Here is a 13,179-nt window from a genome sequence, read left to right as displayed (position 1 = left end):
AGCGCGAAAGACTAATCCAGCGCGAAAGACTAATCCAGCGCGAAATCCGCCGGGGCCTCCGGCTCCCTGGCGTAGCGGAACACGTTCAAATCATCGTGCTCGATAGCGGGCTTCCTGCCTGAAATCAGGTCGGCGAGAAGCTGCGCCGAACCGCACGACATGGTCCACCCAAGCGTGCCATGGCCCGTGTTCAGGAAGAGGTTGGGCACGGCAGTGCGGCCGACAACGGGCGTGCCGTCCGGCGTCATCGGCCGCAGCCCGGTCCAGAACGTCGCCTTCGATGTGTCGCCGCCACCCGGGAACAGATCGTTCACGCACATTTCGAGTGTCTCGCGCCGAGCCTCGCGCAGGCGCTTGTCGAACCCCACGATCTCGGCCATGCCGCCCACGCGAATTCGTTTATCGAAGCGCGTGATGGCGATCTTGTAGGTCTCGTCGAGGACAGTCGAGACAGGGGCGCGTGCCTCGTCCAGGATCGGCGCCGTGATGGAATACCCCTTGAGCGGGTAGACCGGAATCTTGACGAGGCCAGACAGGAAACTCGTCGAATAGGAACCAAACGCGACAACGAACGCGTCGGCATGGATGAGCCTCGTTCCGTGACGGACGCCAACGACCTTGCAGTCTTCGACGACGAGCGTCTCGACGGTCGTGTTGTAGCGGAACGTCACGCCGGCCTCCTCGGCAAGAGCGGCGAGCCTGGTCGTGAACAGCTGGCAGTCGCCTGTCTCGTCGCCAGGCAAGCGAAGACCGCCGGTCAATTTTTGCGAGGTTGCGGCGAGGGCCGGCTCGACCCGCGAGAGTTCGCCTGCACTGAGCAACTCGTAGGGAACGTTCGCCTCTTTGAGGACGGCGATGTCCTTTGCCGCGCCGTCGAACTGCTGCTGTGTCCGGAAAACCTGCAGCGTCCCGCCGGTTCGTCCTTCGTACTGGATGCCCGTTTCCGCGCGGAGCGCCATCAGGCAATCGCGGCTGTATTGCGCGAGCCGCACCATGCGGTTCTTGTTGATGGCGTAGCGCTCCGCCGTGCAGTTCTGCAGCATCTGCCACATCCACTGCAGCTGGAACTGCTTGTCCGCGTCATCCGGGCGGATGGCGAGCGGGGCATGCTTCTGGAACATCCACTTAACGGCTTTGAGCGGAACACCAGGGGCCGCCCACGGCGCCGCGTATCCCGGAGAAATTTGCCCGGCGTTCGCGAAGCTCGTCTCGAGCGCAGGACCGTGCTCGCGGTCGATGACAGTGACTTCATGGCCGGCGCGCGCCAGATAGTACGCGCTCGTCACGCCGACGACCCCGCTGCCCAATACCAGAACTCGCATATCCGTCGTCTCCCCAGCCAGGCGGCCGCCAACATCTGATGAACGCTGCCGGTATTCGATCTGGCAGTCGATGAAGGAATGCTAGCGACATGCGAGCAGTTTTCAATAATGTTTAGCGGGTTATTTCTGGTTGAAATAGCCATGTCGCCTGGAGGAGGACGGATGTTTTCAAACCGGCTTCCCGGCTGAAGGATTGTTTGCGAAATACGCGAACAGTATTGGAAGGAATCGGGATAAATTCATCGACGTGTGCATATATCGCTTCGGCCTTTTCGCCGTCGAAGCCGCCGGCCGCGATGCTGCAGGCCGGCGATGCCGATCTGGTTGCATTCGGTCGTCACTTCATTGCGAATCCCGATCTTCCGGAGCGGCTGCGTCGCAAGCTGTCGCTCAACCGGTACGACCGCCCCACGTTCTTTGGCGGCACACACGTCGGTTATACGGACTACCCGTTCTATCAGTCCGGGACGCAGGCAGTAGCCTGAGCAGGGCGGCCGCCCAATTGCGCGAATTCAGCGCGATATTGGGCTCGTTTCGGGCAATTGGTTCAGCGCGTCTACGCCTACACTGTCTTTCATGGAGCGAGACGTTGGCTCCATCCCAGGATTCCCCTCCTGCGGTCGAGTTGGACCATACCGTGTACCCGTTGCAGAACAGCAGTCCGGCAGTCGTAGTCGTATGTGGCAGAGTTGAGTGTCAATGTCGAAGCACCACGCTGTTGAATCAATGAGGAGTGCAGGGCAACTCGTTGTTGAAGTGCAGAGTACCGTGCAGTTGAAGAGCAGAGCATCGCGCAGTTGAATCACGCAGTTGAAGTACCGCTTCATCCAGGCAGTATGTGATTGCAAGTCCAGGCCGCTTACATCGGAACGGGTGTGAGCGGCCGCCGTTCGTCTGCCTGGGTCACGTGTACGAGTGCGTGTTCCCGGTCGAGCATTGATTCGCTCCGCCATTCGCGCTACCTTTACGTTTGTCCTGTTCGTCGAGTGCTGGTCAACGAGGGGAGAATCGTTTCGTGAAGAGAGCGTGGGTTTTCCCTTGCGTCGTCGCCTTGGGCGCGATCCTTGGCGGTTGCGGCAAGGAGAGTTCGCGAAACGTCACCGAGGCGTCGGGGGCATCCGCGAGCCAGGCGCCGGGTCAGCCCGCGCAGGGCGCAAGCGGCACACCTGCCGCATCAGGCGCGCAGGTTGCGGGCGCGCTGGGTACCGTCACCATGAAGCAGTTGCCGGGGGAAGCGACCGAGACACTGCGGCTGATCAAAGCGGGCGGCCCCTTTCCTTTTGCGGACGACGGCGTCCTGTTCCGTAACACGGCGCAATTACTGCCGCAGCATCCACGCGGCTACTACCACACATACACGGTGCGCACCCCGGGCATGACGGATCGTGGGCAGCGCCGGGTCGTATGTGGTGGACCGCGCAAGCAGACCAGCGACTGCTATTACACCGACGACTACTATGTCAGCTTCAAGCGCATTGCCGGGTAAAGGCGAATCCAGATTTTCGTCGTACCTGAGCGCATGCTCGGGCGCTAAATCAATAGCTCCAGGGTTTTGAACAAGGCGAGGTCTTCTTTCTTCGCCGAGCGCGCGTGCCGGCGTATCACCTGCAGCAAACAGTCGATGAAAGCAACGGCCGCGCGGCTCAGTGTGCTGTTGCGGCGCGTGACGATGCCCAGTTGTCGGGGTTCGAACGCTTCGCGCAACGCGAGCGAGCGCAGGCGGCCTCCGAACGGCGGCACGTGGCTCAGGATCGTCGGGCTCCACGTGCACATGTCTGCCTGCTCCACCATGGTTTGCAGCGTCGCTACCGACTGCGCGCGCACAATGCGGCGTTCGTCGATCTGCGCGCCGTGGCGCGTGAACAGATAGTCGACCAGATCGCGTTTGCCGTCCGGCGCGAAATTCAGCACCCAGTCTTCATCGAGCAGTTCGCGGATCGAGCGCGCCCGCACTTTCCGGTGTCCTTCCCGCACCATCACCGACGATTCGTAAGTGAGCACAGCCTCGGATGCGAACTCCTGCTCACTCGCGCCGGGCTGCAACTGGCCGACGGCGAAGTCCATGCTGCCGTCGCGCAGCAGCGGCTGGGCAACGGCCATCAATCCTTCGACCAGTTCCAGACGGATGTCGGGCATGCGCTCGCGAAACAGCCGTACGGCCTCGGCCAGAAAGGTCAGCGTAATCCACGGCGTGACGCCCACCGTGAGACTGCCTTCCACACGGCCTCTCAGTCGCTCGAGGTCGTTGTGTGCGTGTTCGAGTTGATTGAGCACGATGCGCGCGTGCGTGAGCAGCACCTTGCCGTGCTCGGTGAAGGTAATGCCTTCGGGCGCGCGGATCAGGAGCGGCAGGCGCTCGTTTGCCTCCAGTTCGCGCAGCGCGCGCGTGACTGCCGCCTGCGAGAGCCCGAGCGAACGGGCCGCGCCGCGAATACTGCCGGCGTCCGCGCTGGCGACCAGCGCTTCCAGTTGGTGCAGTTTCATGTCAGCGTGCGCGGCGAGAGAGGTGGGGTGACAACGGTGGGTTGTCATCATAACAAAACGCTGGCTGTTCCCCGGAATTTGCGCTGCATACGATTCGCTCCACGATGCACGAATGGACTGAGGAGGCGAATTGAGCAGACAGTGGGTTTTGCCCGAGGTGGCGGCTATCGAAGCCGACATGATTGCGCTGCGCCGCCGGTTGCATGCGCAGCCCGAACTGGGCTTCGAAGAACATGTGACGAGCGCGCTTGTCGCCGAAAAGCTCGAAGCATGGGGCTATCGCGTGACGCGGGGCGTGGGCGGCACGGGCGTGGTCGGCACGTTCGAGCGCGGCAGGGGGTTCAGGCTTGGGCTGCGCGCCGACATGGATGCGCTGCCCATACGCGAGGCGACGGGCCTTCCCTACGCCAGCGGCAACGAAGGCGTGATGCATGCCTGCGGCCATGACGGCCACACGGCGATACTGCTGGCAGCCGCTCGATGCCTCGCGCAAACCGCACAGTGGCGCGGCACGTTGCACCTGATTTTTCAGCCGGCCGAAGAAGGCCTGGGCGGCGCGCGCAAGATGATCGAGGACGGCCTCTTCGAGCGCTTTCCCTGCGACGCCGTGTTCGCGATGCATAACGTGCCTGGCTTCCCGGCAGGACGAATCGGCTTTCAGAGCGGCGCATTCATGGCCAGTGCGGACGAGGTGACGATCCGCGTGATCGGCCGCGGCGGTCATGCGGCCGCGCCGCAGCAGACGATCGACCCCGTCGTGGTCGGCGCCTCGATCGTCATGGCGCTGCAAAGCGTGGTGGCGCGCAACGTGGCGCCGCACGATCAGGCCGTCGTCAGCGTCGGCGCGCTGCACGCTGGGAGCGCCTCGAACGTCATTGCATCGCACGCCGATCTGCACCTGAGCGTGCGTGCGCTTTCGGCGCCGGTGCGCGAACTGCTCGAGCGCCGCATCCGTGAAGTGGCGCACGGGCAGGCCGCGAGTTACGGCGCCCGCGTGGAGATCGACTACCGCCATGACTACCCGGTGCTCGTCAACCATAGCGACGAGACCGAGGTGGCGCGCCGCGTCGCGCTCGAATGGGGCGGCCCGGAGATGCTGCTCGACGGCCTGCGCCCGCTCATGGCGAGCGAGGACTTCGCGTACATGCTGGAGCGCTGCCCCGGCAGCTACCTCTCGATCGGCAATGGTGACGGCGAGCAGCACTGCTCGCTTCACAACCCCGGCTACGACTTCAACGACGCGAGCCTTGCCATTGGCGCGAGCTACTGGGTCAAGCTCGCAGAACACATTCTGCAATAGCACCACAGAAATTGCAGAAACCACCGAAGCAACTGAAACAACCGAAACGACACGAAGGAGACGGGCAAATGAAGCAATGGACGATGGCGCTTTCACTGGCGCTCGCTGCGGCGGCAACGGCGGGACAGGCGCACGCGGTGGACCTGAAGGGCCGGGAGATCCGGCTCGCGGTCGATCCCACTTACCCGCCGCTCGAATACAAAACGCCGGACGGCAAGCTGACGGGCTTCGGCGTGGACATTGCCAATGCGTTGTGCGCGCAACTGAACGCGCATTGCGTATGGGTGGAAACGAGCTTCGACGGCATGATTCCAGGCCTCATCGCGCGCAAGTTCGATGTCATCTCTTCGTCGATGACGATCACGCCCAAGCGCGCGGAGCAGATCGCCTTCACGAACAAGATCTCGAATGCGCCCGCGCGGCTCGTCGTGCGCCGCGGCTCGCCGCTCCTGCCCGATGCAGCTTCGCTCAAGGGCAAGCGCGTGGGCGTGGAGCAGGGCACGAGTCAGGAAGACTACGCGCGCGCGAAGTGGCAGCCCGCGGGCGTGGAGATCGTCCCCTATCAAAACCAGGACCAGGTCTATACCGATTTGACGTCGGGCCGCCTGGATGCCGCGTTTCAGGCGTCGATCGCCGCAAGCGACGGCTTTCTGAAGCGCCCTGAAGGCAAGGACTTCACGTTCGCGGGCCAGGCCATCGACGACCCGAAATTCTTTGGTCAGGGCGACGGTCTCGGCCTGCGCAAGCAGGACACCGAACTGCGCGAAGCCTTCAACGGCGCGCTCGCCGACATTCTCGCAAACGGCACTTACGCGCGTATCAACAAGAAGTACTTCGACTTCGATATTTACGGCGCGAAATAACTCTGGACAGGTCGTGCAATTGACCAGGGCGGGCGCAAGGCATGCGATCCGCCTGGTGAGGATAAGCGGGCTACGTATTCGCCTGATAGTAAGTATGACTTATAAAAACGGAAGACATATGAGCAAGAGGAAGATCGTTTGTGTCATGGCGCTGTGCGGTGCGGTGGCGCCAGCCTTTGCGCAAAGCAGCGTGACCCTGTACGGTTTGATCGATGAGGGCATTGACTATACGAACAACGTCGGCGGTCACGCCGTCTACGAAATGACGAGCGGCTACGCCCAAGGCAGCCGCTGGGGTCTGAAGGGCACTGAAGACCTGGGCGGCGGCAACAGCGCGGTCTTTCAGATCGAAAGCGGCTTCAATGCGAGCAACGGGACGCTGGCACAAGGCGGCCGAGCCTTCGGACGCCAGGCGTACGTTGGTCTCGCCAATGAACGCTACGGCACGCTCACGTTCGGGCGTCAGTACGACGCCGTGGTGGACTATCTCGCGCAGACGACGGCGAACGGCAACTGGGGCGGCTACCTGTTTTCGCACCCCTACGACAACGACAATACCGACAATACCTTTCGCCTGAACAACACCATCAAATACGCGAGTCCGACGTTCGGCGGCTTCTCGTTCGGCGGCACGTATAGCTTCAGCAACGACACGAACTTCGCGAACAACCGCGCGGTGAGCGTGGGGGCGCAATACACGGTGGGCGACTGGGTCATCGCCGCGGCCTACCTGAACGCCAGCAACCCTGCGCTGACCTCGGGCGGCGCGATTGCGGGCGCGAGCAGTACGAACGGCGCGGACGGCAATTTCGCTTCGTCGCGTCTGCAGATTTTCGGCGCTGGCGTGAGCTACACAGCTGGCTCGGCAACGGTCGGCTTCGCGTACACCAATACGTACATCGGCCAGCCTGTGGCGAACGTCGGGTATCTCACCGGTGACGAGACGATCCAGCCGGTGACGGGGCCGCTCGCCGGCGGCCGGGTGACGTCGCTCAGGTATCAGAACTTCGAGGTGAACGGCAAGTATCAGCTTACGCCGGCTTTCTACGTCGGAGCGGACTATGTCTACACGCTCGTACACTACGACGCGACGACAGGCAGCGTGAAGCCATCGATCCACTCCGTGGGCGTGATGGCCGACTACAACCTCTCGAAACGCACGGACGTGTATCTGCAGGGCGCATTCCAGCTCGTGGCGGGCGACAAGACCGGCTCGTCGCTCGACAAGGCTTATGTGCCCGGTGCACAGGATCTCTCGTCCACTTCCCGCCAGGTCGTGGTGCGTGCCGCCATTCGTCACAGCTTCTGACGTCGTAGCCTGCACGCGGCGCTCTGCACGGTCTGAGCGCCGCCCATGGAGATTTTATGAAAGACTCAGGTTTCGAAAATTAATCGGATAACTAAGTATTGTGGCGCGACGGCGAATACCGCATCGCGGGAACGAAACCGAATCGCCCCCGTTTTTTTCTCCAGCATTTTTGGGCCGTTCCCTTTAAAATTGCCTGATCCTGCAGTACCGGAGCACTACCATGGAACGAAAGAAAGCTGAACACATCCTGCTCGAAGCCGACGAGATCGCCGGCCTGGTTCTCAACGGCTTCGACATGACGATGGAAACCGACGCCGGGCGTGCGCTCTACGACCGCGCGTTTAACGCCTATATCAACAACGAAATCGGCGACTTGCCCGTTGGGGATCTGTACGACGCCTTGAACGGCTCGCCCGAAGCCTTTACCACAACCACGCCGCATTGAGCCGGCACCCCGCCGGATAACCACGAAGAGCCACGCTGCGAAAGCGCAAGAAATCGCAGCATGGCCTCATCTCGTCGTTACCCGTTCACTTCACATCGAACGAGTAATGTCCGGTCGTGCGATGCCCATCGGCGGCAACCGCGACCCACACCACCGAATACTTGCCGGGCGTCAGCGCGTTCAGCGCAACCGACATGCGCTTGCTGTTGCCCGCATCGACCTTGGCCTTCTCGCGAATGACGGATTTGCCCTGCGCGTCGGTCACGTCGATGGAGCTGAACGCGGGCTCGAGCCCATCGTCGAAGTCGATCACGACCGCGTTGAGCGTGGCCGGCGCGGTCGATCCCGCGGGCGGTTCCTGATGCTTCGGATAGGCGTGCGCCCATGCGAGGTGGGCGGCGAGCAGCGCGATCGAGGCAACAGCCGTGCGCAAAGTAGCGAGTTTCATGGGGATATTCCTGTGTGAATGTGCTGGCTTACTGGAACAGCGGCTTGCCGATCGTGCGCGGCGCGACATCGTCGAAGAAAATGTGCACCTGCGCGAGGATGCCGACGTGCGAGCCGCTCGCCCGGTTGATCGGGATCTGCGCTTCGATGCCGAGCTGGCCGTAACGGTTCATCCAGATGAAGCCGGGGTTGACGGTCCCGGTCGTTTGTCCCTGGCTGCGCGAGAGGGGCACTTCGACCAGCGGGATGAGGTTGGAAAACGGCTGCGGCAAGCCGAGGTCGTGCACGTGCTGCTGCAGGTAGGGCAGGCTGTACTGGAACGTGAAGCCATAGTCGAACGAGTTCGGTTGCCCGCCTCCGGTCGTGAACGACGGTCCCGCTTCTCCGGTGATGGCGATGGGCCGCAGCCAGGCGAGCGAGTCGGGCAGATCGCCCATGCCCTTGCCGGCGAAGACCGTGGGCGAGATCGTCGAGAAGTTGTTGGCGATCGCCCGGCTGCCGGTGCCGCCGAGTTCGGCGTTCACGCCGACCGAGGTCATGAATTCATGCGCATCGTTCACGTAGAGCAGGTACTTGAGCCCCACGCCGAAGTTGTCGAAGCCGCGCGCCGTGGGGTTGTTCTGCATGACGTAGCCGCCGTCCACCGAGAACGCGAGCCGCGGCGTGATGAGCTTGTCGTACTCGAAGCGGAAGGTGTTGATGCTCTGGTCGCCGGCGTCAGCCGGCACGCGCTGGTGCCCGAATTCGAGGTTGGCTTCGTCGCCTACGCCCGGGTCGTCGACGGAGAGCGTGGAGGGGAAAACGCGGTCGCCCGCGATGGCGTGTGCATGGGCCACGCACGGTCCGAGCAGCAGCGCGCAGCCGACGAGTCGACCGAGTGTGCGAAGGTCGGAAAGAACGCCCGGCGCCATGCGGCTGGAAGGCGATTGGTCAGACATGAGTTGTCCTGTCGAGGAGCGAGGCACGCGCGCGAGCTTCGGCGGCGCGCGGGCAGACCCGGCGACACGCTGGGCGCGTCGGCCGGGATTGGCATGGTCGAGCCAGTCAGGACAGGGGTGGGGCGCGTGCGTGGATGCGGCCCGCGGGCGCGACGAGGCGAACGCTTTCGAACTGCGCCGCGATGCGCGCTTGCACGAGCCGGCCGACGACGAATAGCGCCACAGGTACGCCGGACACGACGGGCAGGTGCGCGAAGAAGCTGCAATAGCCGCAGTCCTGCATGTCGCCCGACGTTGCGTGCGTGCCCGCTGTGCCGCTCGCGCCGTGAACGTGATGCTCCATCGAAGGCATGCCGCAGGGCGCGCGTTCCACCGTGCCGGGCGCCATCTGCATGGCCTGGGCGGCAAGCAGATGCGAAACCACGGGCGCGAGCGTCGCCATGAGGAGCGCAAGCGTCCCCAGTAGACTGCCCAGCCTGAGATGGAATCGGCGCACGGCGTGAAGTGGCGGAAATAGTGCGGCGATTATGCCACGCGAGCCGCCATCCCCGCCGCGCGGCTTACGGCAGCGCCGCCCGTCAAGGCGTCGCGGCCGCGATCGAGCCCGCGTGAAGCCGGCACGAAAGTGCCTTGAAGCGATCAGCCGCGCAGGCCGACTGTGTGACGCAATTCCTGGTAGCTGCGCAAGCCCGCGACGCCCAGTTCGCGACCGATCCCGCTCAGGCCGAAGCCGCCCCAGCACACTTGCGGGAAGATCAGTTGCGGGGTGTTCACCCAGACGAGCCCGGCGCGCAACTGCGCCTTGTAGCGTCGCGCGGCCTTTTCGTCGCGCGTCACGACCGTGGCGACCAGTCCGTAACGTGTATCGTTGGCGAGGGCGATTGCTTCGTCATCCGAACGGAAAGACTTCACGCACGCGACCGGTCCGAAAATTTCGTCGGTCCACAGCACGTTGTCCGCCGCGGGTTCCGCGATGACGACGGGCGCCATGAAGAAGCCATCGGCGCAGGCGGGATCGAGTTTCCCCGCGAGCGCAATCTGTGCGCCCGCTTCGACGCCTTGCGCCACGAGGGCGGCCACGCGCGCGTGTTGGGCCGCGCTGATGAGCGGTCCCATTGCCGCGTCCGCACCTTGAGGCGGCGCGACCACGACGGCTCGCACCGCGGTCTCGAACGCGGCCATGAACTTGCGATACACGTTGTCGTGCACGAGGATACGCGCGGTGGCCGAGCACATCTGTCCGGCGTTGGTTAACGCGCCGCCTACCGCGAGCGAGACGGCCTGCGCCACGTCGGCGTCTTCGCGCACGATCAGCGCGGATTTGCCGCCCAGTTCGAGCGTGAGGCGCTTCATGTCCTGCGCGGCGGCCTGCATGACCTTGCGGCCCGAAGCCGTGCTGCCGGTGAACGAGATCTTGTCGACGAGCGGATGCGTCGTCAGCCACGCGCCGACGTCGCCGCCGCCGTTGACCACGTTCACGACACCATCGGGCACGCCCGCTTCGCTCACGATTGCGGCGAGCATGTGCTCGGTGGGCGAGGTGAGTTCCGAAGGCTTGATGACGACCGTGCAGCCCGCGGCCAGCGCGGGTGCGAGTTTCCACGCCGTCGTGACCATCGGGAAATTCCACGGCACGATCAGCGCCGCGACGCCGACCGGTTCGTGCACGCGTTCGGCCAGCAGCGCATCGTCCGGCACCGCGACCGGTTCGGCGGCGAACGCCGAGGCGTCATCGCAGAGGCTGGCGTAGTAGTTGAACGTCGCGACGGCGTCGCTCACGTCGAGGTCTGCTTCGAACGGCGGCTTGCCGCTCACCTGCATCTGCATGGCAGCGAGGCGTGCGCGGTCGGCTTCCACCAGTTCGGCGATCTTGCGCAGCAGCTTGCCGCGCGCGGCCGGTGTGGTGTGCCGCCACGCGATGAGCGCATCGTGTGCGGCGTGCACGGCCCGATCGACCATCGCGGCCGTCGCGTGCTCCTGCCAGCCGATCGTTTCGCCCGTGGCCGCATTGCAGATGCGCGAGCACACTTCGCTGTCCGCGGCGCAAAAGGTTTCGCCCGCAATCACTGCGGCGGGCAGCACGAAGGCTTTGCCGTCGATCCGACGTTCGGTATTCGTAGCCATGAGGTGTCTCCTCGCGCCCTAGCGGTAAGCCACGCCGGGCATGATGCAAAGCATTTCGAAGGCGAGATTCGCGCCCACGAGCGCGGTCGTGCCGGCCTGGTCGTACGGCGGCGAGACTTCGACGAGATCGGCGCCCACTACGTTGAGCCCCTTCATGCCGCGCACGATTTCGAGGCCCTGGTGCACGGTGAGGCCGCCGATTTCGGGCGTGCCGGTGCCGGGTGCGAAGGCGGGATCGAGCCCGTCGATATCGAAGCTCAGGTACACGGGCGTGTCGCCCACACGCTCGCGCACCTCTTCCATGAGCGGTGCGAGCGAGCGGTTCCAGCAGGCTTCGGCTTGCACGACGGTGAAACCCTGCTTGCGGCACCAGTCGAAGTCTTCTGCGTGATAGCCGGTGCCGCGCAGGCCGATTTGCGTGACCTTGTCGCATTGCAGGAGGCCATCTTCGACGGCGCGGCGAAACGGCGTGCCGTGCGCGATCTTTTCACCGAACATGGTGTCGTTCACGTCGGCGTGAGCGTCGATGTGGACGACGGCGACCTTGCCGTATTTCTTGTGCAGCGCGCGCAGGATCGGCCACGCGATCGTGTGGTCGCCGCCAAGCGTGATCGGGCGGCAGCCCGTCTCGACGATGCGGTCGTAGGCCGCTTCGATCAGACGAATCGAATCCTTCAGGTCATACGGATTCGTTGCGACGTCACCGATATCGGCCACCTGCAGCGAATCGAACGGCGCCGCGCGCGTGGCCATGTTGTACGGGCGCAGCAACACCGATTCCGAGCGGATCTGGCGCGGCCCGAAGCGCGTGCCGGAGCGATTCGAGGTGCCGATATCGAGCGGCACGCCCACGAAGCAGACGTCGAGGCCCTCGGTGGTCTCGGCCTGCGGCAGGCGCATCATCGTGGCGATGCCGCCGAATCGCGGCATCTCGTTGCCGCCCTGCGGCTGGTTGAACTGGCGTTCCATCTGGTGTGTCTCCGATCGTTAGAGTCAAATCGATCGGGCGATGGTAGGGGAGATCCCGCGCGGCCAAATATTGAAGTTGAGATGTTTACATCGATGGAAATCGATGTATGCGGGTCCTTAACAGGCCGACCAGCCTGACTAAACCGCGGCGTGGCCCCAGGCGATCAGTTCGCGCTTGGTGCGCACGCCCAGTTTCGCGAAGGCGCGCTTCACGTACGACTCGGCGGTGGCCACCTGCACGCCCAGGATCTGCGCGGCTTCGGGCACGGTCTTGCCGGTGATGAGGTGCGCACAGGTTTCGTATTCGCGCTTGGACAGGCGCACGTTGTCGGCCGCAAGGCGTGCGTCGAACTGCGCGAGCGGATGCATGAACGGAGCCGCATGGGCGATGCGCCGGGCCGCGCTCGTGGAGGCGTGCAACTCGAGCAGTGGAAACAGAAACTCGCTCACGCTGCGAAAACGGTTCATTTCCATGAGCGTAAACGGCGGTTCGCGCAGCCCGCGTTCGAGCGCGATGGAGTCCTGCGCGTGGCGGGTGCCGCGAGCGAGCACGCATTCGTGGGCAATGCGCGCCTCGTCGAAGAGCCGCTGGCGGAATTCGCCCGGCGGCATCGCGCCGATGTCGCGCACCACCAGCATCGTGCCGAGCTTGCCGCGAATGCCCGCGAAGAGCGGATCGCTTTCGTAGAAGCGGTCGTAGTAGAGCGTCATCACGTCCGAGATCGCGCCCGAATCCATTCCGACCCCGCCACTGCCGATCCATTCGCAGCGATAGCCCGTGGGCATCGTGTTGTCCGCGCGCGAACGTTCGATATGCACGACATTGACCGGCACGACCTCGTTGAGCAGCAGCGTGAGACGCGGCACGAAATCGGGCGTGCCGACGGCCTCGATCACGTTGCCGAGGGTCTTGAACGAGAGCGGAAAGTTCGGTTGATCGCGGTTCAGCGGGGGGACGTTGAGCAGCACGGCACGCCC

General features: G+C 64.0%; 13 protein-coding genes and 1 pseudogene. 6 read left to right on the top strand and 8 right to left on the bottom strand.

From position 1 onward, the window contains the following. Window positions 1-29: 29 nt before the first annotated feature. The gene (locus AB4Y43_RS25995; protein WP_368729090.1) at window positions 30-1,322 is read right to left on the bottom strand and encodes a D-amino acid dehydrogenase; all 1,293 of its coding nucleotides are present in this window, start codon (window positions 1,320-1,322) and stop codon (window positions 30-32) included. Between the two features lie 293 nt (window positions 1,323-1,615). Between AB4Y43_RS25995 and AB4Y43_RS25990 the strand changes: the two are divergent. Further along, a pseudogene (locus tag AB4Y43_RS25990) lies at window positions 1,616-1,807 on the top strand (alkene reductase); the annotation flags it as partial. Window positions 1,808-2,337: 530 nt separating this feature from the next. Beyond that, complete coding sequence (locus tag AB4Y43_RS25985) at window positions 2,338-2,808, top strand: ribonuclease (protein ID WP_069266150.1); 471 nt, start codon at window positions 2,338-2,340, stop codon at window positions 2,806-2,808. Window positions 2,809-2,852: 44 nt separating this feature from the next. Here AB4Y43_RS25985 and AB4Y43_RS25980 read toward each other — a convergent pair whose 3' ends face one another. After that, window positions 2,853-3,806, bottom strand: coding sequence for a LysR substrate-binding domain-containing protein (locus tag AB4Y43_RS25980; protein ID WP_368684924.1), 954 nt, complete (start codon window positions 3,804-3,806; stop codon window positions 2,853-2,855). A gap of 130 nt (window positions 3,807-3,936) precedes the next feature. Here AB4Y43_RS25980 and AB4Y43_RS25975 point away from each other — a divergent pair, with 130 nt between their 5' ends. From AB4Y43_RS25975 to AB4Y43_RS25960, 4 genes are all read left to right on the top strand, one after another. Beyond that, window positions 3,937-5,106 carry a M20 aminoacylase family protein gene (locus AB4Y43_RS25975; protein WP_368729089.1) on the top strand — a complete coding sequence of 390 codons (1,170 nt, stop codon included), beginning with the start codon at window positions 3,937-3,939 and terminating at the stop codon, window positions 5,104-5,106. A 68-nt stretch (window positions 5,107-5,174) separates the two neighbouring features. Then, window positions 5,175-5,969: an ABC transporter substrate-binding protein gene (locus AB4Y43_RS25970; protein ID WP_368603390.1), complete on the top strand. Its 795-nt coding sequence runs from the start codon at window positions 5,175-5,177 to the stop codon at window positions 5,967-5,969. A gap of 118 nt (window positions 5,970-6,087) precedes the next feature. Beyond that, window positions 6,088-7,278 carry a porin gene (locus AB4Y43_RS25965; protein ID WP_368729088.1) on the top strand — a complete coding sequence of 397 codons (1,191 nt, stop codon included), beginning with the start codon at window positions 6,088-6,090 and terminating at the stop codon, window positions 7,276-7,278. 220 nt (window positions 7,279-7,498) lie between these two features. Beyond that, window positions 7,499-7,723 carry a hypothetical protein gene (locus tag AB4Y43_RS25960; protein ID WP_368729087.1) on the top strand — a complete coding sequence of 75 codons (225 nt, stop codon included), beginning with the start codon at window positions 7,499-7,501 and terminating at the stop codon, window positions 7,721-7,723. An 85-nt stretch (window positions 7,724-7,808) separates the two neighbouring features. Here AB4Y43_RS25960 and AB4Y43_RS25955 read toward each other — a convergent pair whose 3' ends face one another. The 6 genes from AB4Y43_RS25955 to AB4Y43_RS25930 all read right to left on the bottom strand — a co-directional run bounded on the left by AB4Y43_RS25955 (window position 7,809) and on the right by AB4Y43_RS25930 (window position 13,170). Then, window positions 7,809-8,171 (bottom strand): copper resistance protein CopC, encoded by a 363-nt coding sequence (locus tag AB4Y43_RS25955; RefSeq protein ID WP_069266144.1) that lies wholly within the window; start codon window positions 8,169-8,171, stop codon window positions 7,809-7,811. Window positions 8,172-8,199: 28 nt separating this feature from the next. Continuing rightward, on the bottom strand, window positions 8,200-9,081 hold the full coding sequence (locus tag AB4Y43_RS25950) for a hypothetical protein (protein WP_368729112.1): 882 nt from the start codon (window positions 9,079-9,081) through the stop codon (window positions 8,200-8,202). A 133-nt stretch (window positions 9,082-9,214) separates the two neighbouring features. Continuing rightward, window positions 9,215-9,604, bottom strand: coding sequence for a DUF2946 domain-containing protein (locus AB4Y43_RS25945; protein WP_256094826.1), 390 nt, complete (start codon window positions 9,602-9,604; stop codon window positions 9,215-9,217). A gap of 143 nt (window positions 9,605-9,747) precedes the next feature. Further along, entirely contained in the window at window positions 9,748-11,232 is a 1,485-nt protein-coding gene (locus AB4Y43_RS25940; protein ID WP_368729086.1) for an aldehyde dehydrogenase family protein, read from the bottom strand. Between the two features lie 18 nt (window positions 11,233-11,250). Beyond that, a complete protein-coding gene (gene speB / locus AB4Y43_RS25935) occupies window positions 11,251-12,201 on the bottom strand; it encodes an agmatinase (RefSeq protein ID WP_069266141.1) in 951 nt (316 codons plus the stop codon). A gap of 138 nt (window positions 12,202-12,339) precedes the next feature. Next, entirely contained in the window at window positions 12,340-13,170 is an 831-nt protein-coding gene (locus AB4Y43_RS25930; RefSeq protein ID WP_342947087.1) for a helix-turn-helix transcriptional regulator, read from the bottom strand. Window positions 13,171-13,179 lie beyond the last annotated feature (9 nt).

Source organism: Paraburkholderia sp. BR10872 (assembly GCF_040965835.1).
GTDB lineage: Bacteria > Pseudomonadota > Gammaproteobacteria > Burkholderiales > Burkholderiaceae > Paraburkholderia > Paraburkholderia nodosa_A.
The sequence above is the reverse complement of the archived record's forward strand: the minus strand, read 5'-3'. Positions and strand labels throughout refer to the sequence as shown.